Origin of the sequence: Pseudaminobacter soli (ex Zhang et al. 2022), from assembly GCF_014595955.1 — a bacterium.
GTDB lineage: Bacteria > Pseudomonadota > Alphaproteobacteria > Rhizobiales > Rhizobiaceae > Kumtagia > Kumtagia pseudosoli.
Window position 1 is genome coordinate 85,672 of the sequence record NZ_JABVCF010000003.1, and the last position, 25,477, is coordinate 111,148.

At 64.2% G+C, this 25,477-nt stretch carries 25 protein-coding genes; 10 read left to right on the forward strand and 15 right to left on the reverse strand.

Annotation, left to right across the window (positions count from 1 at the left end; genetic code table 11):
- The first annotated feature begins 95 nt into the window (after nucleotides 1–95).
- Nucleotides 96–689 (forward strand): biotin transporter BioY, encoded by a 594-nt coding sequence (locus HUI96_RS06265; RefSeq protein WP_188253796.1) that lies wholly within the window; start codon nucleotides 96–98, stop codon nucleotides 687–689.
- A gap of 251 nt (nucleotides 690–940) precedes the next feature.
- Here the strand turns inward: HUI96_RS06265 and smc are convergent, their stop codons facing one another.
- The 4 genes from smc to HUI96_RS06285 all read right to left on the reverse strand — a co-directional run bounded on the left by smc (nucleotide 941) and on the right by HUI96_RS06285 (nucleotide 6,274).
- Nucleotides 941–4,399, reverse strand: coding sequence for a chromosome segregation protein SMC (gene smc / locus HUI96_RS06270; RefSeq protein ID WP_188253797.1), 3,459 nt, complete (start codon nucleotides 4,397–4,399; stop codon nucleotides 941–943).
- A gap of 60 nt (nucleotides 4,400–4,459) precedes the next feature.
- Complete coding sequence (locus tag HUI96_RS06275; protein WP_188253798.1) at nucleotides 4,460–5,191, reverse strand: DsbA family protein; 732 nt, start codon at nucleotides 5,189–5,191, stop codon at nucleotides 4,460–4,462.
- A 130-nt stretch (nucleotides 5,192–5,321) separates the two neighbouring features.
- Complete coding sequence (locus HUI96_RS06280; protein ID WP_188253799.1) at nucleotides 5,322–5,822, reverse strand: DciA family protein; 501 nt, start codon at nucleotides 5,820–5,822, stop codon at nucleotides 5,322–5,324.
- On the reverse strand, nucleotides 5,819–6,274 hold the full coding sequence (locus HUI96_RS06285) for a methyltransferase family protein (RefSeq protein ID WP_188253800.1): 456 nt from the start codon (nucleotides 6,272–6,274) through the stop codon (nucleotides 5,819–5,821). Before HUI96_RS06285 ends, HUI96_RS06280 begins: the two co-directional genes overlap by 4 nt.
- A 53-nt stretch (nucleotides 6,275–6,327) precedes the next feature.
- On the opposite strand from HUI96_RS06285, the gene mutY reads away from it, so the two are divergent.
- Entirely contained in the window at nucleotides 6,328–7,443 is a 1,116-nt protein-coding gene (gene mutY / locus HUI96_RS06290) for an A/G-specific adenine glycosylase (protein WP_188253801.1), read from the forward strand.
- Nucleotides 7,444–7,450: 7 nt separating this feature from the next.
- Nucleotides 7,451–8,062 carry an HAD family hydrolase gene (locus HUI96_RS06295; protein ID WP_188253802.1) on the forward strand — a complete coding sequence of 204 codons (612 nt, stop codon included), beginning with the start codon at nucleotides 7,451–7,453 and terminating at the stop codon, nucleotides 8,060–8,062.
- 392 nt (nucleotides 8,063–8,454) lie between these two features.
- Here the strand turns inward: HUI96_RS06295 and HUI96_RS06300 are convergent, their stop codons facing one another.
- A complete protein-coding gene (locus HUI96_RS06300) occupies nucleotides 8,455–9,585 on the reverse strand; it encodes a site-specific DNA-methyltransferase (RefSeq protein WP_188253803.1) in 1,131 nt (376 codons plus the stop codon).
- A gap of 277 nt (nucleotides 9,586–9,862) precedes the next feature.
- Here HUI96_RS06300 and HUI96_RS06305 point away from each other — a divergent pair, with 277 nt between their 5' ends.
- Nucleotides 9,863–10,552, forward strand: a complete 690-nt coding sequence (locus tag HUI96_RS06305; RefSeq protein ID WP_188253804.1) for an HAD family hydrolase — start codon at nucleotides 9,863–9,865, stop codon at nucleotides 10,550–10,552.
- 10 nt (nucleotides 10,553–10,562) lie between these two features.
- On the opposite strand, the gene HUI96_RS06310 is transcribed toward HUI96_RS06305, so the two are convergent.
- Nucleotides 10,563–11,141, reverse strand: a complete 579-nt coding sequence (locus HUI96_RS06310) for a hypothetical protein (RefSeq protein WP_237683993.1) — start codon at nucleotides 11,139–11,141, stop codon at nucleotides 10,563–10,565.
- A gap of 121 nt (nucleotides 11,142–11,262) precedes the next feature.
- Between HUI96_RS06310 and thrC the strand changes: the two genes are divergently transcribed.
- The 4 genes from thrC to HUI96_RS06330 are packed head-to-tail and all read left to right on the forward strand — an operon-like array spanning nucleotide 11,263 to nucleotide 17,483.
- Complete coding sequence (thrC, locus tag HUI96_RS06315) at nucleotides 11,263–12,666, forward strand: threonine synthase (RefSeq protein WP_188253805.1); 1,404 nt, start codon at nucleotides 11,263–11,265, stop codon at nucleotides 12,664–12,666.
- A 4-nt stretch (nucleotides 12,667–12,670) separates the two neighbouring features.
- Nucleotides 12,671–13,963 (forward strand): M16 family metallopeptidase, encoded by a 1,293-nt coding sequence (locus HUI96_RS06320; RefSeq protein WP_188253806.1) that lies wholly within the window; start codon nucleotides 12,671–12,673, stop codon nucleotides 13,961–13,963.
- Between the two features lie 38 nt (nucleotides 13,964–14,001).
- Nucleotides 14,002–14,598, forward strand: coding sequence for a GNAT family N-acetyltransferase (locus HUI96_RS06325; RefSeq protein WP_188253807.1), 597 nt, complete (start codon nucleotides 14,002–14,004; stop codon nucleotides 14,596–14,598).
- Nucleotides 14,599–14,621: 23 nt separating this feature from the next.
- Complete coding sequence (locus tag HUI96_RS06330; protein ID WP_425299204.1) at nucleotides 14,622–17,483, forward strand: EAL domain-containing protein; 2,862 nt, start codon at nucleotides 14,622–14,624, stop codon at nucleotides 17,481–17,483.
- Here the strand turns inward: HUI96_RS06330 and HUI96_RS06335 are convergent.
- The gene (locus HUI96_RS06335; protein ID WP_188253808.1) at nucleotides 17,474–18,082 is read right to left on the reverse strand and encodes a YqgE/AlgH family protein; all 609 of its coding nucleotides are present in this window, start codon (nucleotides 18,080–18,082) and stop codon (nucleotides 17,474–17,476) included. The genes HUI96_RS06330 and HUI96_RS06335 overlap by 10 nt on opposite strands.
- Before the next feature lie 113 nt (nucleotides 18,083–18,195).
- On the opposite strand from HUI96_RS06335, the gene HUI96_RS06340 reads away from it, so the two are divergent.
- Nucleotides 18,196–19,035, forward strand: coding sequence for a protein-disulfide reductase DsbD domain-containing protein (locus HUI96_RS06340; RefSeq protein ID WP_237683995.1), 840 nt, complete (start codon nucleotides 18,196–18,198; stop codon nucleotides 19,033–19,035).
- A gap of 86 nt (nucleotides 19,036–19,121) precedes the next feature.
- Nucleotides 19,122–19,604, forward strand: coding sequence for a peroxiredoxin (locus tag HUI96_RS06345; RefSeq protein ID WP_188253809.1), 483 nt, complete (start codon nucleotides 19,122–19,124; stop codon nucleotides 19,602–19,604).
- Between the two features lie 195 nt (nucleotides 19,605–19,799).
- On the opposite strand, the gene rnhA is transcribed toward HUI96_RS06345, so the two are convergent.
- From rnhA to HUI96_RS06385, 8 genes are all read right to left on the reverse strand, one after another.
- Nucleotides 19,800–20,270: a ribonuclease HI gene (rnhA, locus tag HUI96_RS06350; RefSeq protein WP_188253810.1), complete on the reverse strand. Its 471-nt coding sequence runs from the start codon at nucleotides 20,268–20,270 to the stop codon at nucleotides 19,800–19,802.
- Nucleotides 20,271–20,272: 2 nt separating this feature from the next.
- The gene (locus HUI96_RS06355) at nucleotides 20,273–21,232 is read right to left on the reverse strand and encodes a homoserine kinase (RefSeq protein WP_188253811.1); all 960 of its coding nucleotides are present in this window, start codon (nucleotides 21,230–21,232) and stop codon (nucleotides 20,273–20,275) included.
- Nucleotides 21,232–22,248 (reverse strand): 4-hydroxy-3-methylbut-2-enyl diphosphate reductase, encoded by a 1,017-nt coding sequence (ispH, locus tag HUI96_RS06360; protein WP_188253812.1) that lies wholly within the window; start codon nucleotides 22,246–22,248, stop codon nucleotides 21,232–21,234. The genes HUI96_RS06355 and ispH overlap by 1 nt, the downstream gene beginning before the upstream one ends.
- Before the next feature lie 270 nt (nucleotides 22,249–22,518).
- Nucleotides 22,519–23,271: an SURF1 family protein gene (locus HUI96_RS06365; RefSeq protein WP_188254160.1), complete on the reverse strand. Its 753-nt coding sequence runs from the start codon at nucleotides 23,269–23,271 to the stop codon at nucleotides 22,519–22,521.
- Between the two features lie 4 nt (nucleotides 23,272–23,275).
- Nucleotides 23,276–23,716, reverse strand: coding sequence for a DUF983 domain-containing protein (locus tag HUI96_RS06370; protein WP_188253813.1), 441 nt, complete (start codon nucleotides 23,714–23,716; stop codon nucleotides 23,276–23,278).
- Between the two features lie 96 nt (nucleotides 23,717–23,812).
- Nucleotides 23,813–24,700, reverse strand: a complete 888-nt coding sequence (locus HUI96_RS06375) for a cytochrome c oxidase subunit 3 (RefSeq protein ID WP_188253814.1) — start codon at nucleotides 24,698–24,700, stop codon at nucleotides 23,813–23,815.
- A gap of 2 nt (nucleotides 24,701–24,702) precedes the next feature.
- Nucleotides 24,703–25,317, reverse strand: coding sequence for a cytochrome c oxidase assembly protein (locus tag HUI96_RS06380; RefSeq protein ID WP_188253815.1), 615 nt, complete (start codon nucleotides 25,315–25,317; stop codon nucleotides 24,703–24,705).
- 3 nt (nucleotides 25,318–25,320) lie between these two features.
- A complete protein-coding gene (locus HUI96_RS06385) occupies nucleotides 25,321–25,476 on the reverse strand; it encodes a hypothetical protein (protein ID WP_188253816.1) in 156 nt (51 codons plus the stop codon).
- Nucleotide 25,477: the final 1 nt, after the last annotated feature.

Here is a 25,477-nt window from a genome sequence, read left to right on the forward strand (position 1 = left end):
CCATAGGTCGGGGAGCCCCCGAAGAGCGGGTTGCCGCTTAGCACGGAAGCCCATATAGCGGAAGCCGAACCGACCTCCTGGAGAATGGGATAGCCATGGCAACCGAAATCACAGCCCGTCCGCTCGTCGAACTGACACTGCCCGAAAACCGCGCGATGAGGCTGGTGACACAAGCATTCCTGGCCGTCGCCGGAACGGTATTCCTCGCGATGTCGGCCAAGACCAAGGTGGTGCTCGGCCCCGTCGACATGTCGCTCCAGACGCTTGCGGTCTTCCTGCTTGCCGCAGCCTACGGAAGCCGGCTCGCCGTCGCCACCGTGCTGCTTTACCTCGCCGAAGGAGCCTTCGGCCTGCCGATCTTCCAGAGCACGCCCGAGAAGGGCATCGGCCTTGCCTACATGCTCGGCACGACGGGCGGCTATCTCGCCGGCTTCGTGGCCATGGCCGCGATCGTCGGCTACGCGGCAGACCGCGGCTGGGACCGCAGCTTCTTCAAGATGCTCGGCGCAGTCCTCGTGGCGGAAGTCGTGATGACGGCCATGGGCTTCGCCTGGCTCGCCTACCTGATCGGAGCCGAGAAGGCCTGGCAGTTCGGCGTCGTGCCCTTCATCGTGCCGGACCTGATCAAGGTCTTGCTCGCCGCCGCAATCGCCCCGGCGGCCTGGTCGCTGCTGCCGAAGCACCGCTGATATATCCAGGCCCCCGCCGCGCGCCCCGCGCGGCGGGCTTCTACGCCTCCGTCATCCTAGAGCGGAGGAGCCGCGAAGCGGCGTCGCGGAGACCGTGGGATCCATGCGGTGACGACACGGCAATGCTCCTGCGATGCAGAATCGGCTTTGGGCTCATACCGAAGGCAAAACAGCGCTGGCACTCGGCCGAGCTGTTCCGGCATGGATCCTCGGGTCAAGCCCGAGGATGACGAATGCCCGGCAGCGAAACCCTACCCCGCCTCGCGCATCCGTTCCGCCGCCTGCAGATCGACCGAGACGAGCGTGCTGACGCCCTGCTCGGCCATCGTCACCCCGAACAGCCGGTCCATGCGCGCCATGGTGATCGGGTTGTGGGTGATGATGACGAAACGCGTCTCGGTGGTGCGCGCCATCTCGTCCATCAGGTTGCAGAAGCGCTCGACATTGTGATCGTCGAGCGGGGCGTCCACCTCGTCGAGCACGCAGATCGGCGCAGGATTGGTCAGGAACACCGCGAAGATCAGCGCCATCGCGGTCAGCGCCTGCTCGCCGCCTGACAGCAGCGTCATAGTCTGCGGCTTCTTGCCTGGCGGGCGCGCCAGGATCTCCAGGCCGGCCTGCAGCGGATCGTCCGATTCGATCAGTTGCAGTTCGGCCGTGCCGCCACCGAAGAGATGCGTGAACAGCCGCTTGAACTCGGCGTTCACGACATCGAAGGCGGCGAGCAGCCGTTCGCGCCCCTCTCGGTTGAGGCTCTGGATCGCCTGCCGCAGCTTGCGGATCGCCTCGAGCACGTCCTCGCGCTCCGAGACGATCGTCTCCAGCCGATCCGAAAGCTCCTTCTGCTCCTCCTCCGCGCGCAGGTTGACGGCGCCGAGGCGCTCGCGCTCCGACTTGGCCCGCTCAAGCTGGCGCTCGACCTCGGCGATCTCCGGCAGTTTCGCGCCGGGCTCCGACTCGATCATCCGAGCCACGAGATGCGGCTCGATATTGAGCGCCTCGCGGATACGCGCCTCCACCTCGCGGCGGCGATCATCCGCAGCGGTCAGGCGCTCCTCGGCGCGCCCCCGCTCCTCGCGGGAAGCGGCCAGCGCCTGGATCGCCTCGGTCGCGGCCTTGTCCAGCGTGACCTGGCGGCTCTCGGCGTGCTGGAGGGCGTCGGCGGCCTGCTTGCGCGCCTCGTCGGCCTTGCTCAGTTCGGACAGAAGCGAGCGGCGGCGCTCCTCGATCTCGCCGGGAGCCTCGGCAACCTGCTGAAGCTCCGCATCCGTCTCGGCGCGCCGCTCGGCCAGCGAGGCGATCTGCGCTTCGGCGTTCTCGGCGCGGCTGATCCAGCTTTTTCGCTCCGCGGCGATCGTCTCGAGACGACGCGCACGGACCGCGGCTTCGCGCTTCAGCCCATCATGGCTCGCACGTGCATCGGAGACGGCGGCGCGATCCCTCGCCACGGTTCTTGCCGACTCGTCCAGCTTGGCCTGCAGCGCCGAGACAACAGGCAAGGCGGCTCGCCTCTCCCCCGCTTCGGTCAAGGCGTTTTCCGCCTCGGCGAGATCGGTGGAAATGCGGCTGCTGGTTTCGGCGATCGCGGCCCGGCGCGCCGACAGTTCGCCAGCCGCCCGCTCGGCGCGCACCAAGTCGTCGCGAGCGTCGGCAACCGCCTTCTGCGCGTTGCGCCACTTATCCCGCGCGTGTTTCTCCGACTCGACATTCGCCTTCACCGCGGCCTCCACCGCGGCCAGCGAGGACTCGGCGGCCTTGACCCGCTCGGCCGCTTGGTCGGCTTCGGCCTCGAGCTCCAGCAGTCGGTTCTTCTGGGCAAGCCGCTGGGCCGCCGCTGTGGGTGCGTCCGCCCCGGCGACAAAGCCGTCCCAACGCCACAAGGCCCCTTTGCGGGTGACGACGCGCTGGCCGGGCTTGAGAAGCCGCTGAATTCGAGCCCCTTCCGCCTCCTCGACGATGCCGATCTGGGCAAGGCGGCGGGCAAGCTGCGCCGGCGCTCGGACGAAGCCAGCGAGGCTCGCGATTCCTTCCGGCAAAGCGGGATCATTATCGGCGTCAGAACTCTCGCCCCAGTAGGCCGGCGCGCGCGAATCGAGCGGGATGTCGAGGTCCTCACCCAGCGCCGCGCCCAGAGCGGTCTCGTAGCCCCGATCGGCAGCGATCTGTTCCAGAACCGCCGGAAACTCTCCGCTGCTCGCTGCGCTCAGCACCTTCGCCAGGGTGCGCGCTTCAGTCTCGATGCGGGCGAACGCCGCGCGCGCTTCCTGCACCGGCGGCCGTGCCGCAGCTTCAGCGCCACGCGCCTTCGTCACTTCCGTCTCTGCGCCAATGACCGCCTCCTCCGCGGCCTCCGCCTCCTCGGCGGCGTACTCAGCGGCGGCGCGCTTCTCGGCCGGATCAGCGAGAGCACCGATCCGGGCTGCGACCTCGGTCTCCTCGCGCGCAACCTCAGCCAGCTGCCGCGCCAGCCGGTCGCGACGCTCCGTCGCCTCCCGCAGCGCCCGGTCGGCCTGTCCGATCGCGGCCACCGCCTCGGCGCGCTCGGAGGTGAGCGCCGAAAGCGCCGCCTCGCTCTCCGTCAGCGCCTCGGTCGCACGCTCCAGCGCCTCCTGGCGCTCCTCCTCGCGCTCGCTCGACCCATCCTCTTCCGCACGAAGGGTTTCTTCTTCGGCCGACAGCTTGGCGAGCACGTCGGCATTGTCGCGGACCATCTGGTCCTCGCGCGCAATGTCGGCCGCGAGTTGGGCGAGCCTGCGCTCCAGTTCCGCCATGCGGGCACCGATACGCTGCGCCTCCTCGTCCAACTGAGTCCTGGCGATCGACAGGCGCTGGTAGGTGGCGGAGGCGGCGGCCGAAGCGTCCCGCAGCGCCGGCAGGTGATGCGCGCCGACAGCCTGTGCCTTGGCGGCCTCCATCTGCGCGGCGGCGCACTCGGCAACGCGGGAGGTCGCGGCCGTCAGCGCGGACTGGGCCTCGGCCTCCTGCGCCTTGGCCGCGGTCCAGCGAAGATGCAGCAGGGTCGCCTCGGCCTTGCGGATCTCGGCCGACAAATTCTTGAAGCGCGTCGCCTGCCGTGCCTGCCGCCTCAGATTGTCGATCTGCGACTCGAGCTCCGCCACGACGTCATCGAGCCGTTCGAGATTCTGCTCGGCCGCGCGCAGCCGCAGTTCCGCTTCGTGCCGTCTGGTGTGCAGGCCCGAAATGCCGGCCGCCTCTTCGAGCAGGGCGCGCCTCGCCTGCGGCTTTGCCTGGATCAGCTCGCCGATGCGGCCCTGCCCCACCATGGAGGGCGAGCGTGCGCCGGTCGACTGGTCGGCGAAGAGCAGTTGGACGTCCCTCGCCCGCGCCTCCTTGCCGTTGATGCGGTAGACCGACCCCGCCTCCCGCTCGATGCGGCGCGACACCTGCAGTTCGTCGGCGTCGTTGAACGGCACCGGGGCCGTACGGTCCGTATTGTCGAGGAAGAGCGTGACTTCGGCAGTGTTGCGGGCGGGCCGCGTGCCGGAGCCGGAGAAGATCACGTCGTCCATGCCGGACGCGCGCATGTTCTTGTATGAGCTCTCGCCCATCACCCAGCGCAGCGCCTCGACGAGGTTCGATTTGCCGCAGCCATTCGGCCCGACGATCCCCGTCAGGCCGCGCTCGATGACGAATTCGCCGGGTTCGACGAAGGATTTGAAACCGAGCAGGCGCAGGCGGCTGAACTTCATTGGCGCCACCGCCCGCGCAAACGGGAACCCCGGCCGGCGTTGCGCGGCCGGACGCCGAGATCAGAGCATGCCGTCGATAATCGCCGACATTTCGTCAATCGACAGGGCCCCCTTGTATTGCTTTCCATTGATGAAGAAGGTCGGAGTCGAGTCGACCTTGAATTCCTGCTCTCCGCGCGTCCGTACGGCCCTGATGTCATCCAGAAGCTTCTGGTCGGTCAAGCAAGCTTCGAAGCTCTGCTGTGTAAAACCTGCGAGCTTTGCAATCTGCAGCAGCGCATCGCGGGCGTTTTCCGCCGAGGCCCAAGTCCTCTGCTGCTGGAACAGCACGTTCACCATCGGGAAGTAGTTGTCCTTGGAGCAGCGGGCCAGCATGAAGCCTGCCTCGGCGCGCGGATCGAACGGGAACTCGCGCAGGATCAACCGCGCCTTGCCGGTGTCGATATACTTGGTCTTCAACTCGGGCAGCGTGGTCTCATGGAAGTGGGCGCAGTGCGGGCAGGTCATCGAGGCATATTCGACGATGGTGACCGGCGCATCGGCCTTGCCGAGCATCATGTCGGGGATCGGCCCCGGCTCCAGCAACTTCGCCATGTCGACCGTGCCGGCTGCCTCGGGTGCCTTCGTGGCAGCGCCAGGAGCCGGTGTCGACTGCGCGGCAGGCTGCTCGGCCGGCGCAGGAGTTTCGGCGCTCGGCTGATCCCCTTCGTCGCTGCAGGCAGCGAGGATGCCGGCGGCGGAAACGACCGCGACGGTGGAAAGAAAATGTCTGCGCGACAGAGGCCGATACATGCGAATCACCTGCAACAACTCTGGATGATGGGATGGGTGCGAAACAGAAAGCGAGGGTTGTTGGCAATTAAGGCATCATTCATGGCATTCCAAGCGGCCTTGCAGCCGGGACTTTCACGAATGTGGGATTTCAGCGCTTCCTCGATCCGATCACGGACGCCCCGAGGCGCTCCAGGGCGGCGCGAAGATCATCATTCTCAATCGCACGGACCTTCGTCTGGATCGCGTTCTTCTCGGACGAGGTGAGTGGGCGAGGCGCGGGCCGAGCCGGGCGCACATTGGCGGCTATGGGCTTCTGCACGATGCGAATGCGATCCACCGCGTTGAAGCCGAGGAAGGAATTCACGCGCGCAATCACCTCGCCGGTCTCATGCTGGAGATGAAGCGCCGCGATGCCCTCGCAGGCGATCACGAGCGTCGCGGGACGGAACGGATCGTCGTCGCTGGCGCGACGCGGCCATTGCAGCTTCTCGGGCCGGGATTTCGTGGCGATGCGCGTCCCGACGATCTCCTCCCAGGACTGGACTAGACCGATCGATAGCCCGGCGCGCTTGCGCAGCACGGGGTCGAGCACGGCGGCCGCGAGATCACTAACGGGCTGCGCCCAATTGCCGCCTCGTCGTTGCGTCACAGCCACCTCCGCACCTCGCGCCGGAAACGCTCGAACTCATCGCCGAACAGTCGAGCCAGCGCCTCCTCCTCCGGCTCTATCTGGAACCGGTTCATATAGGGCACGAAGGCGAGCGCTATGACCAGCGCGGCCGGATGCCCGAGCAGGACCCCAAGACCCGCCAGAAAGAGCAAGAAGCCGAGATACATCGGGTTTCGCGTGAAGCGATAAATGCCGCTGCGCACAAGCGCCGATGCCTTGTCCGGCCGGGTCGGGTCCACCGTCGTTCCCGCGCGGCGGAACGCCAGCACTCCACCCGCGCAAACCGCGAGTCCGGCGAGGATGATCGCAGTTCCGGCCCATCGCAGTGCCGGCGCATCGAGCGAGATCGCAGGCGTTGCCATGGCTGCAGCGATCATGACACAAGCGAAGATCAGAGCGAGCAGAAGCGGCGGTATGCGGAGCGTGAGCATGAAAATTGGAACTGTCTCAAAAGCGTTCTGGGGTGGGTGGTACAACCCTTAGCATGCTTGCCGTGCTCGAAGAACAAGCCTCTCCTCCGACCGCATCCCCGGCGGCGGCTCGGCGACTGCTCGACTGGTACGACCGCCATCATCGCGACCTGCCGTGGCGCGTTTCCCCAGCCGATCTGGCGAAGGGTGTCAGGCCAGACCCATACCACGTCTGGCTGTCCGAGGTCATGCTGCAGCAGACCACGGTCGAGGCTGTAAAACCCTATTTCCTCGCTTTTCTCGCTCGCTGGCCCGCGGTGGAAGATTTGGCCGCCGCGCCTGCCGAGGAGGTGATGCGCGCCTGGGCAGGCCTTGGCTATTATTCGCGAGCGCGCAACCTGAAGGCCTGCGCAGACAAGGTCGCAAGCCTTCCCGACGGGTTCCCGGACACCGAGGACGGCCTGCGCGCACTGCCCGGCATCGGCGCCTACACCGCAGCCGCGATCGCGGCGATCGCTTTCGGACGGCCTGCCGCCGTGGTCGATGGCAATGTCGAGCGCGTGACGGCACGCCTGTTCGCCATCGAGACGCCCCTGCCCGAAGCGAAGCGGCCGATCCGGGCCGCGGTCGAGACGCTGGTTCCGATCGACCGGCCCGGTGATTTCGCGCAGGCCATGATGGATCTCGGCGCGACCATCTGCACGCCGAAGCGGCCGCGCTGCATGCTCTGTCCATTGAAGGCGGATTGCCGCGCAATTGTTACGGGAGATCCCGAACGCCTGCCGCTGCGCGCGCCCAAGGCGGAGCGGCCGAAGCGTACCGGCGTCGCCTTTGTCGCGGTCAGGCCGGACGGAGCCATCCTGCTTCGGACCCGCCCTGCGAAGGGCCTTCTCGGTGGAATGACCGAGGTGCCGAACTTCGGATGGAGCAAGGTGCCGCGCAACGTTTCGCGTTCACCCGAGCCGCCGCTGCCGGCGGAGTGGCGAAGAGCGGGTTCGATCTCCCACGTCTTCACCCATTTCGCGCTTGAACTCGAAGTTCTTCGGGCCGATGTAGAAGCCGCGGCCACGCTTCCGGATCATCGCTGGGTCGCGGCGGTGGATATCCCCGGCGAGGCCCTTCCGACCGTCATGAAAAAGGCCATCGAGGCCGCCATTCCCGGCGCCACCAAGCGCCGTCCGATCAATTGAGGTCTTCATGAGCGAAATCCGCCACATCGTCTTCGACATCGGCAAGGTGCTGATCCATTACGACCCGGACCTGCCGTTCAGCCGGCTGATACCGGACGAAGCGGAGCGTAGATGGTTCTTCGAGAACATCTGCACCCATGACTGGAACATCGAGCAGGATCGAGGACGCAGTTGGGAAGACGCCGAGGCCGAGCTCATCGCGCTTCATCCGACGCATGAGGAGAACATCCGCAACTTCCGCCGGCACTGGCACGAGATGGTGCCGCACGCCTATGAGGACTCGGTCGCCGTGTTCGAAGGGCTGATCGAGTCGGGCCACGACGTCACCATGCTGACCAACTGGGCCAAGGACACTTTTGTCGAGGCGCGCGAGCGCTTCCAGTTCCTCAACCGCCCACGAGGCGTGACCGTGTCGGGAGATGTCGGGTTGATCAAGCCGCAGCGCGCGATCTACGATCTCCACGCCTCCAGCTTCGGTCTGGATCCGCGCGTCACGCTGTTCATTGACGACAGCCGGAACAACGTCCAGGGCGCGATCGACGCCGGTTGGCAGGCAGTCCTGTTTACCGGTGCTGAGACGCTCAGGGGGGATCTCAACGCGCGGGGCATCGAGGCGTGAGCAATCCCTTCGATATGATGGGCACAGGACGCATGACGCGCGCTGATTGACTGTGCGTCCTTCGAGGCTCGCGCATCTAGCGCCTCATTTGACTGTTTGAGTTTGAAGAGCGCTCGCACCTCAGGATGAGGACCGTTGGTGCCATCGCTAACCTTAAAGGTTATGCGATGCGCGGGGACGCCCGCCGGCGTTCGTTATCCCTGGGGTGAGGACCGTTGGTGGCATAGCTAACCTTCAAGGTTGTGCGATGCGTGAGGACGCGCACCGATCTCCCTCATCCTGAGGTGCGAGCCCTCTTTGACATTGGAAAGTGCGCGTAGAATTTCGCGGGCGAGCCTTGAAGGACGCACCGCAAAGCAGCGCGTCCCGAACTCAATGCAGGCGCTAACCCCTCAGGCCCCTGCCCGCTCCACGCCCAGCCGCGCTATGCGCCGCAACTCGTCGATTGGAGTCAATCCGCCGCTCCGCTCGTAGTGCCAAAAAGTCCAGCCGTTGCAGGCATCGAGCCCCTGCACCATCGCCCCGACCTTGTGGATCGAGCCGATGCGGTCGCCGGCCGCGATCGTGCCGTCGGCCCGCACCTTCGCGACCCAGCGCTTCTTCGCGTCGTAGAGGAAGGTTCCAGGGCGAAGGATGCCGCCGTCGATCAGGCTGACGAAGGCGATGCGCGGCTCGGCGCGCTTGCCCGTCAGAATGGAGAGGTCCACCGAAGGAAGCGGAACGACCGCGTCGATACGCTCGTGCGCCGCGTCGATATAGGCCTGCTCGCGCTCGATGCCGACAAAGTTGCGGCCGAGGCGCTTGGCCACCGCCCCCGTCGTGCCGGAGCCGAAGAAGGGATCGAGGATCACGTCGCCCGGACGCGTCGAGGCCAGCATGACGCGCGCCAGCAAGGCCTCCGGCTTTTGCGTCGGGTGCACTTTGTTACCGGCGTCGTCCTTCAGCCGCTCCCCGCCGGTGCAGATCGGGAAAAGCCAGTCCGAGCGCATCTGTACGTCGTCATTGGCCGCCTTCAGGTTTTCGTAGTTGAAGGTGTAGCCCTTGGCGTTCGCGTTGCGCGAGGCCCAGATCAAGGTCTCATGGGCGTTCTGGAAGCGGCGCCCCCGGAAATTCGGCATCGGGTTGGTCTTGCGCCAGACGATGTCGTTCAGGATCCAGTAGCCGAGGTCCTGCATCGCCGCGCCCACCCGAAAAATGTTGTGGTAGGAGCCGATTACCCAGATCGTGCCGTTCGGCTTCAACACGCGACGTGCGGCAAGCAGCCATGCGCGGGTGAAGGCATCGTATGCGGAAAAGCTCTCGAACTGGTCCCAGTGGTCGTCCACCGCGTCCACCATCGACTGGTCCGGTCGGCGCAGATCGCCATTGAGCTGCAGGTTGTAGGGCGGATCGGCGAAGATCGCGTCGACGGATTTTTCCGGCAGCCGCTCGAGCGCGGCGATGCAGTCGCCCTTGATGATCGAATTCAGCCAAGGGGCTTCGGACACATAGTCCGACAGGGCGAGGGAGGAAGACGCTTTCATCGGCGGTACTCGGCAAACGCTCACTGTTTACTGGGCGTTATGGTTACCGGTTCTAGTAAATTTTTAATGAAGCGCGGCGCCGTTCAATCTGCCTGCGCGCCCTGGATGCTAGCATGCAGGTCGTTCGGGCGACAGCATCCGGCACAATCGCGCTGGAATCTCCATTACGCCCATGCCGGCACGCAGCAGGCCAATTTGCCCGTTTCGGCCGCTTCGTGTATTGGCGCGGGAAATCGCCGTCCCCGCGCGAACTCCTCCCCTCCCATCGACGGACGCCATGAACCAGCCAGCACTCGTCATCTTCGATTTCGACGGAACGCTCGTCGATTCAGAAATCATCGCCGCGCGCGTCGAAGCCGATCTTTTGACCCGTGCCGGCTTTCCGATAACCGCTGGGGAACTTGCGGAACGCTATGCCGGCCTCACCTTCAAAGATATCATGCTGAAGATCGAGGAGGAGGCGAATATTCCCCTCCAGGCTTCGCTGATCGGCGAAGCCGAAACGCTGGTCGACCGCCACCTGCGCTCGGAAGTGCGCATCATCGAAGGCGCGCGAGCCGCCGTTTCAGCAGTTCAGACGCCGAAGTGCATCTGCTCCAACTCGCGCACCGAGCGCATCCGCTTCATGATGGAGAAGACCGGCCTGGAGGCCTTCTTCCGCAAGGAGGACGTGTTTTCCGCGCTCGACACGCCGAGCGGCAAGCCGAAGCCCGCGCCGGACGTCTTTCTCTACGCGGCCAAGCACTATGGGGTCGACCCTGCTGACACATTCGTGATCGAGGACTCTGTCCATGGCGTCCACGGCGCCAAGGCGGCAGGCATGCGCGTCATCGGCTTTACCGGCGCCTCGCATTCCTATCCCGGTCATGCCGACATGGTGACCGACGCTGGCGCGGAGACGGTGATCCACCGCTGGAGCGATTTCCGAAGCGTGCTGGCCGCCGTTTCGGAATGGTCCGACGCCTGAGCGGCCGGAATTATTCGGTCGAAGCGCGCTTCTTCGGCGGACCTTCGTCGAAGCCGGCGAAAATCTGGACGTTCGCAGCGCTCGGCTCGGGCACGGAAATGCTGGCTTCGTTAACGATGAACTGCCCCGCAGCCCCCCCACCGGCCAGTTGCACTTGATGCTTCTTGAGCTCGGAATAGGTCACGTTGCCGCCCTCCAGCACCGCCACCCTGATCGGCAGGGTGATGTTCGCCGGCGCGCCGGCCGGCCCGGGAACAACGCGGCCGGCCACCGCCACGGTGATGTTGAGCATGCCGTTCGAACGCGAGCAGGAGCGCGTCACGTCGCTGATCGAGGCCTGGTATTGTAGCTTGGAGGGATCGTCCTGGCCGCCCTTGGCGTAGGAATTGACATAGTTGGTGCCCTCTCGGAGGCTCACGCGCGGACAGTAGCCGCGCAACTCGCTCTCCAGCACCTTGCCTTCCGGCGGCTTCGTGTCCGTACCGGCGCTGCCGGGAGAAGGGCTGCCGCCAGTGCCGGACTGGCAGCCGGCCACGACAAGAATAAGCCCGGACACGATCAGCCCAGGCAGGATACGACGATCAGCCAAACCAAACTCCCTCTGCCGCACTTCCCAGCCCCGAAGGACATGCTCTATAGCAACCAGGCGAGCGAATTGCGACCAGCAGCGCGGCGATTTGCACAAACCGGCATCGCGGGGAGCCAGTGAAATGAGATATGTCAGCACGCGCGGAAACGCCCCTCACCTCGGCTTCAGCGATGCGGTGCTGAGGGGGCTGGCGCGCGACGGCGGGCTTTATGTCCCGGACGAGTGGCCCACACTGTCCACGGCCGAGATACGGGCGCTGCGCGGACTTCCATATACCGAGATCGCGATCAGGCTGCTGACGCCGTATCTCGGCGGCGAGATCGAGGAAAAGACCTTCGCCGCGATCGTACGGGAAGCTTATGCTACCTTCCGCCACGAAGCCGTCTGCCCGCTTGTGCAGACCGGCCCGGACACTTTCATGCTAGAGCTTTTCCACGGGCCGACGCTCGCCTTCAAGGACGTGGCGATGCAGTTGATCTCGCGGCTGATGGACCACATCCTGGCCGAACGCGGTGAGCGCGCCACGATCACGGCGGCGACGTCCGGCGATACCGGCGGAGCGGCGATCGAAGCTTTCGCCGGGCGCGAACGCACGGACATGTTCGTGCTCTTCCCGCACGGGCGCGTATCGCCCGTCCAGCAACGGCAGATGACCACCTCAACGGCGCCGAACGTCCATGCGCTGTCGATCGAGGGCAATTTCGACGATTGCCAGGCGCTGGTGAAGGAGATGTTCAACGACCACCGCTTCCGCGACGCGGTCTCGCTGTCGGGCGTGAACTCGATCAACTGGGCCCGCATCATGGCCCAGATCGTCTACTACTTCACCTCGGCGCTATCGCTCGGCGCGCCCGACCGGCCCGTCTCCTTCACGGTGCCAACGGGCAATTTCGGCGACATCTTCGCCGGCTATGCCGCCAAGCGCATGGGCCTGCCGATCGATCGGCTCATCATTGCCACCAATGACAACGACATCCTGGCGCGCACGCTGTCGTCGGGCGAATACCGCATGCACGGCGTGGTCGCCACGACCTCGCCGTCGATGGATATCCAGGTGTCGTCCAATTTCGAGCGCCTGCTGTTCGAGGCGTCAAGCCGGCAGAGTAGCGAGGTCGTCCTATACATGAACGGCCTCAGGCAGTCCGGCGCCTTCACCATAGGCGAGCGCACGCTCTCTTCGATCAGAAAGGATTTTGACGCTGGCCGCGCCTCGATGGAGGAAACCGCGCTAACTATCTCGCGGACGCTCGAAGGCAGCGGCTATCTGCTCGACCCCCACACCGCGACGGCGGTTCATGTCGCCGCGCAGCACGAGACCGACAGCCCGATGATCGTTCTCGGAACCGCGCATCCCGCCAAATTCCCGCAGGCCGTTAGGGACGCGTCCGGCGTGACGCCTGCCTTGCCAGCATGGCTGTCGGGACTGATGGAATCGCAAGAGCGGTACACGGTACTTCCCTCGGATTTGAAAATGGTGGAAGAATACATTAGTCGTCGCGCCCGGGCGGCGCGCCAAGGAGTGTGACTACATGGGTGTTGAGGTAAGCCGTCTGTCGAACGGCTTGACAGTCGCGACCGAAACGCTTCCCAGCATTGAAACCGTAGCCCTCGGCATTTGGGTCAAGTCTGGTGCGCGCAACGAGCGCGAACACGAGCACGGCATGGCCCATCTGCTCGAGCACATGGCCTTCAAGGGCACGAGCAGGCGAAGCGCCTTCCAGATCGCAGCCGAGATCGAAAACGTCGGCGGCGAGATCAACGCGGCGACCAGCGTGGAGACGACTTCCTTCTACGCCCGCGTGTTGGGCGACGATGTTCCGCTCGCCATCGATATCCTTGCCGACATACTGCAGGATTCCACCTTCGATCCCGACGAGTTGGAGCGTGAGCAGAACGTCATCCTCCAGGAGATCGGCGCCGCTCACGACACGCCCGACGACATCGTTTTCGATCGCTTCACCGAGACGGCGTTCCACAACCAGACCATCGGCCGCTCGATCCTGGGCACGCCCGATACGGTCCGGTCCTTCACCTCCAAGCAGCTTCACGATTTCATGGAGCGCCAGTACGGGGCGGAGGACATGGTCGTGGTCGCAGCCGGAGGCGTCAGCCACGATGCGATCGTGCGTGAAGTCGAGCGCAAGCTCGGCTCCTTCCGATCGAAGTCGCAGAGCAACATCCCGCAGCCGGCACAATACATCGGCGGCGACTACCGGGAGGAACGTGACCTGATGGATGCGCAGGTAGTGCTCGGCTTCGAGGGCCGGGCCTATCATGTGCGCGATTTCTACGCCTCCCAGGTCCTGTCGATGATCCTCGGCGGCGGCATGTCCTCCCGTCTCTTCCAGGAAGTGCGCGAGCGGCGCGGCCTCTGCTACTCTGTCTACGCCTTCCATTGGGGCTTTTCGGACACCGGCGTGTTCGGGATCCACGCCGCCACTGGCATGAACGACATTGGCAAGCTGGTCCCAGTCATCATAGAGGAATTGAAACGCGCCGGAGATGGCATCGAGCAGGCCGAACTCGATCGCGCCAGAGCGCAATACCGGGCAGGTCTGATCATGTCCGGCGAGAGCGCGGCCAGCCGCGCCTCGCAGATCGCAAGGCAGATCCTGCTGTTCGGCAGGGCCATCCCCAAGGAAGAGTTGATGGAGCGCCTCTCAGCGCTGACGATCGAGCGGCTGACGGACCTCTCCGAACGCTTGTTCTCGACCACTCCGACCCTGACCGGTATCGGTCCGATCGGTACGCTGACCGCCTATCCGTCGCTTCGGAATTCCCTCGGCAGGCCGAATCCTGCCGCCCATAAGCTGGCCGTCTGATCTGAATGCCTCGATGTAACCTCATCTCGCACTGATGCATGATCGCGCTCCCGTTCTTCCGCCGCGACCTGCCGTCGCTGAAAGGTGAACGCGTAGCCCTGAGGACGCCGGTCCCCGGCGACTATCGCGAGTGGGCGTCATTGCGGGCCGAGAGCCGCAAGTTCCTCGAGCCTTGGGAGCCGAGATGGCTGCCTGATGAACTGGAATGGAGCGCTTTTCGCCATCGCCTGAACCGCTATCGGGAGGATTTCAGTCAGGGGACCGGCGCGGCCTTCTTCATTTTCCAGAACTCATCCGGCAAACTCGTTGGGGGAATCACGATCGGCAACATCCGCTATGGTGTCGCGCAGACCGGTCAGATCGGCTACTGGATCGGCGAGCGCTATTCGGGCAAGGGGTATATGTCGGAGGCACTGCAGCTTGTTGCGCGTTACGCATTCGACACGCTGCGACTGCACCGGGTGGAGGCGGCCTGCATACCGAAAAACGTCCGCTCGGTGCGCGTGCTTGAAAAAGCCGGATTCCAGCGTGAGGGGCTGTTGCGGTCCTATTTGAGGATCAACGGCGCCTGGCAGGACCATTACCTTTATGCCTTGATCGCCGACGATCGGGGCGTCGCTACCGCGAAGGATTGAGTTTGCAGTTCAGGTTCCGCCTTCTGCCGGCGCTGCTCGCCGGACTGTTGCTCAGTCTGGTTCTGGCGAGCACCGCCTATGCGATCGAGCCGATCAAAATTTCCGAGGACGACGTGGCCCTCGACCTCTCGGGTGCGGTGCAGATCTTCCGCGGCCAGGGCAAGACTTTTCAGGTCTCGACAGCTCCCGGGCCGGACGGGATCGTGCGCCGCATCGAGATCGAGGCCAAGAATGCGCAGTCGAGCGGCGACTGGGGCGTTTTCGCGCTCGCCAACACGACAGACCGGCAGATCGACCGGCTCATCGTGGCCCCGCATTTCCGGCTGGTGAACTCCGGCATCTTCTGGCCCGACCTCGGCTCCAGCCGAATCGCGGCGATCACCCCGAGCGAAGGCTTCGCGCTCGACCGGCAGGTCAGTCCCGACGCCGACGTCTTCCAGGTGACGCTCGACCCCGGCGCGGTGGTCACCTTCGTCGCGGAACTTTCATCGCCGACGCTGCCCCAGGTCTATCTGTGGGCTCCCGAGGCCTACAAGGATTCGGTGAACTCCTACACCCTCTACCGCGGCATCGTCATCGGCATCGCCGGCCTCCTGGCGCTGTTCCTGACCATCCTATTCGTCGTGAAGGGAACGTCCATGTTCCCCGCCACGGCGGCGCTCTCCTGGGCCGTTCTGGCCTATATCTGCGTGGACTTCGGCTTTGTGAACGAGATCATCGAGATCGCGCCCGGAAACCAGCAGATCTGGCGGGCAGGCACCGAAGTAGGACTTGCCGCGACCTTCGTTGTCTTTCTTTTCGCGTATCTCAACCTCAACCGCTGGCACGGACACTTCAGCTACGGCGCCCTCGTGTGGATGGCAGGGCTTGCCCTGATCGCTGGCGTTGCGGTCATTGATCCGGCCGTCGCCGCCGGCATCGCGCGGGTCTCGTTCGCGGCAACCGCGATCGTCGGACTCGGCCTCATCATACTCCTCGGCCTGCGCGGCTATGACCGGGCTATCATGCTGGTGCCGAGTTGGGTGATGGTGCTCGCCTGGTTGGCGGCGTGCTGGATGGCGATCACAGGCGTACTCAACAACGACATGGTCCAGCCGGCCCTCAGCGGCGGCCTCGTCCTGATCATCCTTCTCATCGGCTTCACGGTCATCCAGCATGCCTTCGCGGGCGGCGCGCTGCACCAGGGCCTGTTCAGCGATCTTGAGCGACAGGCGCTTGCCATCGCTGGCTCCGGGGACATCGTGTGGGACTGGGACGTGCTGCGCGACCGCGTGACGACACGCCCGGATGTGAGCGTGCAACTCGGGCTTTCCGTCAACACGCTGGGGGGACCGGCCCGCAACTGGCTACCGATCCTGCACGGCGACGACCGAGATTCCTTCCGAACCACCCTCGACGTCGTCCTGGAGCACCGGCGCGGCAAGGTCTCGCAGAGCTTCCGCCTGCGCGGCGCCGATGGCCACTATCACTGGTTCGCGCTCAAGGCTCGGCCGGTAGTCGGCTCCGACGGCGAGGTCATCCGCTGCGTCGGCACGCTGGTTGACGTCACCGAGCAAAAGAAGTCGGAAGAGCGGCTGCTCCACGACGCCGTCCATGACAACCTGACCGGGCTGCCCAATCGCGAGCTCTTCCTCACGCGACTGGAGACGGTCATCTCGATCGCCAAGACCGGGGAAGCGGTGCGGCCCACCGTGATCGTCATCGACCTCGATCGCTTCAAGAAGATCAACGACAGTCTGGGCATTTCGGCCGGCGACACGATCCTGCTGACGATCGCACGGCGGCTCCACCGTCTTCTGAAACCCTCCGACGCGCTGTCGCGCTTCTCGGGCGACCAGTTCGTCTTCATGCTGCTTTCCGAGCAGGACCCGGCCCGCATCGCGGAATTCGCGGATTCCATCAAGCAGGCGATCCGCGCGCCGATCAACTTCGCCAAGCAGGAGATCGTGCTCACCGGCTCGATTGGCCTGGTCACCTGGACCGGGGCACAGGGTTTGGCGGCCGATATGGTGAAGGATGCGGAGCTTGCCATGCAGCAGGCCAAGCGTTTCGGCGGCGACCGGATCGAACCGTTCCGTCCCGCATTCCGCTCCGTCGGCACGGACCGCCTGCAGATCGAGGCCGACCTGCAGCGGGCCATAGAACGCAACGAACTGAGCCTAGTCTATCAGCCGATCGTACGGCTGGAGGACCGCTCGATTGCTGGTTTCGAGGCGCTCCTGCGGTGGGACCATCCACGCCGAGGCGCCATTCCTCCTAGCGATTTTATCCCGGTCGCGGAAAATTGCGGGCTCATCGTCCAGCTTGGCATGTTCTCCATGCAGAGGGCGGCCGAGGACCTGGCTGGCTGGCAGCAGCAGTTGGGCGACGTCCCGCTGTCGATCTCGGTCAACCTCTCAAGCCATCAGTTGTTGCGCCGCGACCTGATCAACGACGTACGAACGATCGTCGCGCGGACCGGCATCAAGCCGATCTGGTTCCGCCTGGAACTCACCGAGTCGCTGGTTATGGACAACCCGGAGCAGAGCGCCCACGTGCTCGGCAAGCTCAAGAAGATCGGTGTGGGACTATCCATCGACGATTTTGGCACGGGCTATTCGTCGCTCTCCTACCTCACGCGCTTCCCGTTCGATACGATCAAGATCGACAAGAGCTTCCTCGACGATCCGTCGCCGAAGCGTGCGGTCCTGCTGAAATCCATGGTCAACATGGCTCACGAGTTGGGGATGTCGGTGGTGGCCGAGGGCATCTCGGACGAGCGCGACGCCCTCGAGCTTCGTCAGATGGGTTGCGAATTCGGGCAAAGCTTCATGTTCGGCCCGCCGATGCATGCCGACGCGGCGCTGCGCATCCTCAAGGAGCAGAACCAGAAGGCTCAGGCGTGACCGGCGACCGAACTGAGATGCGCGAGGTCAATGCCTAGCGACGCGACCACGCGGTCGTACTTGCGCTCCATGTCGCCGTCGAAGAGAAGGTCGGGAAGAGCCGGGCAGGTCAGCCAGCCGTTCTCCTGTATCTCCTTCTCGAGTTGGCCTGCGCCCCAGCCGGAATAGCCGAGCGCCATGAGCGCCTTGCGCGGTCCCCTGCCCTTCGAGATGGCCCGCAGGATGTCGATCGTCGCCGTCAGGCAGATCTCCTGGGAGACAGGTAGCGACGACTCTACCCGGTAGTCTCCGGTGTGAAGCACGAAGCCGCGGCTGCGATCGACAGGGCCGCCGTTGCGGATGACGAAATTTCGCGCCGAATCCGGCAGCCGGATGACTTCCTTCTCCTCGATGATGCCGAGTTGGACGAGGAGGTCGGGAAACTGCATCTGCTGGGCCTGATTAATGATCAGTCCCATCGCGCCTTCTTCGCTATGGGCGCAGACATAGATCACCGCGCGGGCGAAGCGGTCGTCCTTCATGCCCGGCATCGCGATCAGGAACTGCCCGTCGAGGAATCCGTGCCTTCCTGCGGAAGGTTTGTTCTTCAATAAATCCATGCCACAAAGTTAGCGTTTTTCCAGTGATTTTGAAAGACCACGGGGATTCAGGCCCGCCCCTAGGGAAGTCTCAGTCTCACACAAAAATGACTTAGGTTTTGGATAACCCAGCGTTGCAAATCGGTCTGTCGGGCGTCAAATCGCAGCCCATGAAGTTCATGCGATTGGCATTTGCTTTGGGACTGGCCGCCTGCGGCTATGCCACGGATTCCCACGCGTCCTCCAGCGACTGGGTGATGATGCAGGGCGGGCGCGTCCGCTTGGTCACTGCGGGCGAGCCTGACGGAAGCGGCACGCTTCGTGGCGTGCTCCACATCGAACTCGCCCCGGGTTGGAAGACCTATTGGCGCGACCCCGGTGACGCCGGCGTACCGCCCAGCGTCGACCTATCGGCGAGCCGCAACATCTCCCTCGCAGGACTCGACTTCCCGCCTCCGGAGCGGCACCGCGACGGGGAATTCGCATGGGCTGGGTATGATCGTCCGGTAGCGCTGCCGATCACGTTCCATGTGAAGGACCCGGGGCGCCCGGTCACCATCTCTGCCGCGATCTTCCTCGGCATCTGCGAATCGATCTGCGTCCCCGTCCACGCCGAATTGAAGGTTGATCCGGCGAGCGATCCTCATAATCCCGACGACACCTCGCTGGTGAACGCGGCACTATCGGCGCTGCCGGAGCCCGCGACCGACGAGTTCGGTCTAAAGACGGTGGAGGCGAGCGAGGACCACCTGCTGGTCGAGGCCGTGCTGCCGCAAGGCGCCACCGACGCTGACGTGTTCATCGCCTCCGACGATGGCTACGCCTTCCGCGAACCCAAGAAGGTGAACCGAGAGGGCGACTTGCTCTTCAGGATCCCCGTCATCAAGCCGGCCCAGCGCCCTTCCGGTGCCGGTCTTCACTACACGCTGGTCACGGACGCCGGAGCCGTAAGCGGGACCATCCCCTATTTCTGATCGGATGCTCCGGTCAAAGGCCGGTTGCGCGGGGACCGGTTAGCTCGTAATCCGGGAGAGAAACCAGCAACCTAACCGAGGAAGCCATGACGATCTCCATCGGAGACAAACTGCCCGCCGCCTCATTCAAGGTGATGACGGATGACGGAGCCAAGACGCTAACCACAGACGACATCTTCGCCGGCAAGAAGGTCGTGCTGTTCGGCGTGCCCGGCGCCTTCACGCCCACCTGCAGCAACAACCACCTGCCGGGCTATCTCGAGAACCACGACGCAATCCGGGCGCGGGGCGTCGACACGATCGCGGTCCTCTCGGTTAACGACCAACACGTCATGGCCGCGTGGGCGCGCTTCACCGGCGCGGAAGGCAAGATCCTGTTCCTCGCCGACGGTAGCGGTGAATTCGCGAAGAATATCGGCCTCGACATCGACTTGAGCGGAGCCGGAATGGGCGTTCGTTCCAAGCGCTTCTCGATGATCCTGGACGATGGCAAGGTGACTGCGCTCAACATCGAGACCCAGCCCGGCGTGAACGAATCCGGCGCCGCGAAGATCTTGGAGCAGCTTTAGGATCGGCTGGAAGCTTTCCTCCTTTCCATAGGCTGATACAGAAGCGCCGCGTTCATTCCAGGAACGCGGCGCTTCAGACTCAACCTATCAAGTTGCCCAAGCGTCCCTCAGATAAGAGTGGATTGCGTAGCGAACCGGTGGGGGGCTTCAACCAGGGTGTCACTCGGCTAAAAGGCCCAGCAATTCCAAAACCGCCTACAGACCTGGCCCCGCCCGCCCCTTCTTTCGCGCCAGCTTGAACGGCGCCATGCCCATGCGTGCGAGTTCGTCGGCGCGTTCGTTCTCGGGATGGCCGGCATGACCCCGAACCCAGTGCCAGGTCACCTTGTGGCGGCGGGTGGCCTCGTCGAGTTGCTGCCACAACTCGGCGTTCTTCACCGGCTGCTTGGACGCCGTCTTCCAGCCGTTCTTCTTCCAGCCGTGGATCCAGCCGGAAATGCCGTCGCGCACATAGTTGCTGTCCGTATAGAGGTCGACGGCGCACGGTTCCTTGAGGGCGCCTAGCGCGCTGATCGCCGCCATCAACTCCATGCGGTTGTTTGTGGTGTCGGCCTCGCCGCCCGACAGTTCCTTGACCTGGCCGTTGTAGCGCAGGATCGCGCCCCAGCCGCCGGGTCCGGGATTGCCCGAGCAGGCGCCGTCGGTGAACACCTCGATCTGCTTCATCGTCAAAGCCCGTACTCCGCCGTCGAACGGATTCTCCGATGGAAGCGCAGACGGCGGATGAACTCGTGCGGATCGCGCTTGAGCACGAGTTCCCCGTCGGGGATCGTCAGCCAGTCATAGAGCCGGGTCAGCATGAATCGCAGCGCCGCACCGCGGGCGAGAAGCGGCAGCGCCTCGGCCTCGGCGTCGCTCAACGGCCGCACTGAACGATAGCCGGAGAGCAGCGCCGCGCTCTTGGTGAGATTGTAGGACTGGTCCTTCTCGAAGCACCAGGCGTTAAGGCAGATCGCCAGGTCGTAGGCATAGAAGTCGTTGCAGGCGAAATAGAAGTCGATCAGGCCAGACAGCTCGTTTCCGAGAAAGAAAACGTTGTCCGGGAACAGGTCGGCATGGATGATCCCGCCCGGGAGGTCGGTGGGCCAGTCGCGCTCCAACTCGGCGAATTCGCGGTCGATCTCGGCCACCAGGCCCGGCTCGACCTCATCGGCCCGGTCGCGGGCTCCGGCCCAGAGTTTTCGCCAGCCCTCGATCTGCAGCGCATTGGGCCGCGACATCGGGAAGTCTGCCCCTGCCAGATGCAGCCCCGCCAAAGCCCTCCCGACCTCGCGGCACTGGGTGGCGTTGGGCTTGCGAATCCAAACACCTTCGAGGAAGGTGATCAGTGCCGCCGCGCGGTCTGCCAGCGTTCCTATGAGTTGACCATCCCTCCGCTGCACCGGCAGGGGACAGACGATCCCCTTCTTAGCCAGATGCTCCATCAGGCCGAGGAAGAACGGCAGGTCCTGGCGTTCCACGCGCTTCTCGTAGAGCGTCAGGATGTAGGCGCCCTTGGTCGTATGAAGCATGTAATTGGAGTTTTCGGAGCCTTCCGCGATGCCCTTGTAGGAGAGCAGGTCGCCGACCTGGTACTCCTTCAGGAACGCTTCGAGCTCTCCTTCCGAAACGTCGGTATAGACCGCCATCAGTGATTACCGTTCACGAATGCCATGTCGGCGGCCGTCAGTTCCACGTCGCGCAATGCTCGCATCACCGGAAAATTCTCGAGTTCCTGGGCCGTGATCGCCAGATCGAGGCTGACCTCGAACCGGGCGCGGAAGGCTTCAATGATTTCGTCGACGATGATCTCGGGAGCTGAGGCCCCTGCCGAAAGGCCCAGCGTCGATATGTCCCCGACCTCGTCCCAGGGAATCTCCGAGGCGCGCTGGACGAGCAGCGACCTGCCGGCGCCTGCCCTTTCCGCCACTTCCACGAGGCGTTTGGAGTTGGACGAGTTCGGCGCACCGACCACGAGGAACAGGTCGGCCCCCGGCGCGGCCATGCGGACGGCTTCCTGCCTGTTGGTCGTCGCGTAGCAGATCGACTCGGCCGCAGCCGCCTGCACCTGCGGGAAATGTTCCTCGAGTGCGCGGATCAGGCCGGCGGTGTCGTCGACAGAGAGCGTCGTCTGGGTGACATAGCCGAGTGCTGACGGGTCCTCCGGCTGCAGGCGCTCGATATCGGCCACGGTCTCGATCAGCGTCACCGCGCCCGGCGGGAGTTGTCCCATCGTGCCGATCACCTCCGGATGGCCGGCATGGCCGATGAGGAGCACGTGACGGCCGAGGCGGTGATGGCGCATCGCCTGCTTGTGAACCTTCGAGACCAGCGGGCAGGTCGCATCGAGATAGAAGAGATTGCGGCGTACCGCGTCCTCCGGAACGGCCTTCGGCACGCCGTGGGCTGAGAAGACCACGGGCGCGTTCTTGTGCTCCTCCGGGATCTCGTCCAGTTCCTCCACGAACACGGCGCCCAGTTGCTGCAGGCCCTCCACTACGTAGCGGTTATGAACGATCTCGTGGCGTACGAAGACCGGCGCGCCGTATTTCTTCAGCGCCAGCACCACGATCTGGATGGCGCGGTCCACGCCCGCGCAGAAGCCGCGCGGCTCGCAGAGCCGTATCGTCAGCGGTGGTTTGGTGATCTGAGCGTGTATCGTCATGGTTCGCGCCGGTTTGAAGCTTCGTGATCCGGCCGTCAAGCGCGTTGAGAAGTGGGCGGTGCAAAGCCCCTTCGCAATGACTGCCAAGGATATCCGATATCATGCCCCCTCACCCGGCTTGCTTCGCAAGCCATCCTCCCTCCGGCGGGGAGAGAAAGGAACCGGCCGCGCCGCCGCGCTCTTCTCCCCAGCGTGGAGAAGGTGGCCCGAAGGGCCCGATGAGGGGAGAACACGCGTGCCAACGAGGGCTCGCACCCGAGCACGAGATGCTCACTCGTCAGTCCGCTTTCCCCGGCCGACAAGCCAGACCAACATCACGCCCGCAAGCGCAGCCGCCAGACCGAACCAGGTGAACGCATATTGTAGGTGGTTATTGGGGAAGTTGATGATGGTCACGCCGCCAATGGGAAGGCCGCCTTCATTGGGCGTGGCATCCGCGTCGATCGAGAACGGCAGGATCACCGAACGCAGAGGAAGGTAGATGCCGCCAGCCATGGCGTTGAGATCCTTCCAGTAGAAAATGTTTTTGGCCGGATCGTTATCCGGCACGAGCATGGACGGCTTTTGCAGCACCGGGTTGCGGGCAAGACCCTTGACGACCGCCTCTCCGGTAGGCTGCGACATTGGGCGCGTGGCCGGGTCCTTGTTCTCATATGGCACGAAACCGCGATTGACGAAGACGTACCTCCCCCAAGTGAGGCGCAGCGGCGTGTAGACGTAGAAGCCTGAACGCCCTTCGTGGGTCGCGAAGAAATACCTCTCATATTCGTGCAGGAACGTTCCATGGACCTCGACGGGCCAGTAGTCGACATCTCCGCTTCTGGCATAGCGGGCATCGACCGAGTCGATGGAGATCGGCGGTGAGGCGATCCGCTCGTGAATGGTCGCGAGCAGGCCCTCCTTCCAGCGCAGACGATCCATCTGCCAGTTGCCGAGCCCGAGCAGGACGGCAAAGACGACCACGGCCATCGCGACCAGCAGCCATGGGAAGGGCTTGGAACTGGCTGGTGTCTGGGCTGCCATGTGTTCACGCAGGCCGGTCAATCCGCCCCTCCGCAGCCTTGTTGCGGTACTGAAGCGTGACCAGGACACCCTTGATCAGCCGCAGCGCAGTGAGAGCTAGGACAAGCGTAAACGGTATCCAGATCAGGAGATGAAGCCAGAGCGGCGGATTGAGGGAAACCTCCATCCAAAGGGCCAGGCCGACGACGATGAAGCCGATGATCAAGATGACGAAAACGGCCGGTCCGTCGCCCGCTTCGGCAAAGGAATAGTCCAGCCGGCAGACGCCGCACTGTGGGGCCAGTTCGAGATAGCCTCTGAACAGCTTGCCCTCACCGCAGCGGGGACAGCGTCCCTTCAGGCCCGCGCGGAACGGGCCAACCGGTGGCCAGTGCGCCTTGTCTTCGCCCGCCACCGATGCCGCCTCAGCCGGCCCGCACCCACCATGTTCTTCAATATCGCTCATGGAATTCCAGCGGTCCACGACCGCCGCCTATCCTATCAACGCATAAGGGCGGCCATGTCGCCATGGCCGCCCCCCCAAAAAACTCTCTTCCCCCGCTCAGTGGCCGGCGGCGATAGGTGCTCCCGCCGATGCCCACACATAAATGCAGGCGAAGAGGAAGAGCCAGACCACGTCGACGAAGTGCCAGTACCAGGCGGCCGCCTCAAAGCCGAAATGCTGCTTCGGCGTGAAGTCGCCGCGCATCGCTCGGAGCAGGCAGACCAGCAGGAAGATCGTGCCGATGAACACGTGGAAGCCATGGAAGCCCGTCGCCATGAAGAAGGTGGCGCCGTAGATCGAGTCCTTGAAGCCGAACGGAGCGTGAATGTACTCGTAGGCCTGCACGAACGAGAACAGCACGCCCAATCCGACCGTCAGCGTCAGGCCATTGACGAGGCCGCGGCGGTCATTGTGCAGCAGCGCGTGGTGCGCCCAGGTCACGGTCGTGCCCGACAGCAGCAGGATGATTGTGTTGTAGAGCGGAAGGTGGAAGGGATCGAGGACCTCGATGCCCTTGGGCGGCCACACACCCCCGGTGTACTCGGCGCGGGCGACCTGATGCACCTCATTGGGGAAGAGGCTGGCATCGAAGAAGGCCCAGAACCAGGCGACGAAGAACATCACCTCGGAGGCGATGAACATGATCATGCCGTAGCGCAGGTGCAGCGACACCACACGCGTATGATGGCCCTCATGCGCTTCTTTGACGGTGTCCGACCACCAGGCGTACATGGTGTAGAGGATCACCAGTATGCCGATGGCGAAGATGAAGTAGCGCGCGTGCGCGAAGTCGATGCCGAAAAGCGGCAGGCTGCCACCCTTCATGTACTGCATCCAGGCAATGCCGCCGAGCGCGGCGACGAACGCGCCGACCGAGCCGATGAACGGCCAAGGACTAGGGTCGATGATGTGGTAATCGTGGTTCTTGGCGTGAGCGTCTGCCATTCTCATCCCCCGAGCTTGTCGTCGGCAATCTTGTCGGTATTGGCGGTTGTCGCCGTCTCCTTCCCCTCAATCGGGAAGAAGGTATAGGAAAGCGTGATGGTCTTCATATGCTTCAGTTCCGGCACTTCGTCGATAGCTGGATCGACGTAGAAGACGACCGGCATGTCCAGGCTCTCGCCCGGCTTCAGGGTCGTGTCGGTGAAGCAGAAGCATTCGACCTTGTTGAAATAGCCACCGGCCAGTTCCGGCTGAACGTTGAACGTCGCACGCCCCGACGTGGGCCGGTCGAAAATATTGACCGCTTTGTAGGCGATCTGCACGGTCTCGCCCGCCTTGAACGTCACTTCGCGCTGTTCCGGCTTGAACTCCCAGGGAAGTCCACCCGACACGTTGGCGTCGAAGCGTACGGTCACGACGCGGTCACTGACCCGGTCCGAGTACTGGGTAACCCGCTGCGTTGTACCGCCATATCCGGTGACCCGGCAGAACATGTCGTAGAGCGGTACCGCCGCATAGGACATGCCGACCATGCCGGCAAAGAAGGCGACGCAGACCCCTGCGACGACCTTATTCGATCGCCCCTTCCCAGCCGAATGATTTGTGCTGACCTCGGGCATCGCTCAGAAGCTCCGATCGAGAATAGCCGGGCCGATACGGACGACGCTGACGACGTAGACGATCACGACGAAGGCTGCCAGCGCCAGGGCGATCGCGATAGAGCGGCTACGCTGTGCCTTGAGTTGCTTTTCAGTGGGCTTCACGGTCTGAAGGTCCATG

Excerpts from the sequence above, each read along its gene's own strand:
- HUI96_RS06265 (WP_188253796.1), top strand. The coding sequence starts at position 96 with ATGGCAACCGAAATCACAGCCCGTCCGCTCGTCGAACTGACACTGCCC.
- smc (WP_188253797.1), bottom strand. The coding sequence starts at position 4,399 with ATGAAGTTCAGCCGCCTGCGCCTGCTCGGTTTCAAATCCTTCGTCGAA.
- HUI96_RS06275 (WP_188253798.1), bottom strand. The coding sequence starts at position 5,191 with ATGTATCGGCCTCTGTCGCGCAGACATTTTCTTTCCACCGTCGCGGTC.
- HUI96_RS06285 (WP_188253800.1), bottom strand. The coding sequence starts at position 6,274 with ATGCTCACGCTCCGCATACCGCCGCTTCTGCTCGCTCTGATCTTCGCT.
- mutY (WP_188253801.1), top strand. The coding sequence starts at position 6,328 with ATGCTTGCCGTGCTCGAAGAACAAGCCTCTCCTCCGACCGCATCCCCG.
- HUI96_RS06295 (WP_188253802.1), top strand. The coding sequence starts at position 7,451 with ATGAGCGAAATCCGCCACATCGTCTTCGACATCGGCAAGGTGCTGATC.
- HUI96_RS06300 (WP_188253803.1), bottom strand. The coding sequence starts at position 9,585 with ATGAAAGCGTCTTCCTCCCTCGCCCTGTCGGACTATGTGTCCGAAGCC.
- HUI96_RS06305 (WP_188253804.1), top strand. The coding sequence starts at position 9,863 with ATGAACCAGCCAGCACTCGTCATCTTCGATTTCGACGGAACGCTCGTC.
- thrC (WP_188253805.1), top strand. The coding sequence starts at position 11,263 with ATGAGATATGTCAGCACGCGCGGAAACGCCCCTCACCTCGGCTTCAGC.
- HUI96_RS06320 (WP_188253806.1), top strand. The coding sequence starts at position 12,671 with ATGGGTGTTGAGGTAAGCCGTCTGTCGAACGGCTTGACAGTCGCGACC.
- HUI96_RS06325 (WP_188253807.1), top strand. The coding sequence starts at position 14,002 with ATGATCGCGCTCCCGTTCTTCCGCCGCGACCTGCCGTCGCTGAAAGGT.
- HUI96_RS06335 (WP_188253808.1), bottom strand. The coding sequence starts at position 18,082 with ATGGATTTATTGAAGAACAAACCTTCCGCAGGAAGGCACGGATTCCTC.
- HUI96_RS06345 (WP_188253809.1), top strand. The coding sequence starts at position 19,122 with ATGACGATCTCCATCGGAGACAAACTGCCCGCCGCCTCATTCAAGGTG.
- rnhA (WP_188253810.1), bottom strand. The coding sequence starts at position 20,270 with ATGAAGCAGATCGAGGTGTTCACCGACGGCGCCTGCTCGGGCAATCCC.
- HUI96_RS06355 (WP_188253811.1), bottom strand. The coding sequence starts at position 21,232 with ATGGCGGTCTATACCGACGTTTCGGAAGGAGAGCTCGAAGCGTTCCTG.
- ispH (WP_188253812.1), bottom strand. The coding sequence starts at position 22,248 with ATGACGATACACGCTCAGATCACCAAACCACCGCTGACGATACGGCTC.
- HUI96_RS06365 (WP_188254160.1), bottom strand. The coding sequence starts at position 23,271 with ATGGCAGCCCAGACACCAGCCAGTTCCAAGCCCTTCCCATGGCTGCTG.
- HUI96_RS06370 (WP_188253813.1), bottom strand. The coding sequence starts at position 23,716 with ATGAGCGATATTGAAGAACATGGTGGGTGCGGGCCGGCTGAGGCGGCA.
- HUI96_RS06375 (WP_188253814.1), bottom strand. The coding sequence starts at position 24,700 with ATGGCAGACGCTCACGCCAAGAACCACGATTACCACATCATCGACCCT.
- HUI96_RS06380 (WP_188253815.1), bottom strand. The coding sequence starts at position 25,317 with ATGCCCGAGGTCAGCACAAATCATTCGGCTGGGAAGGGGCGATCGAAT.
- HUI96_RS06385 (WP_188253816.1), bottom strand. The coding sequence starts at position 25,476 with ATGGACCTTCAGACCGTGAAGCCCACTGAAAAGCAACTCAAGGCACAG.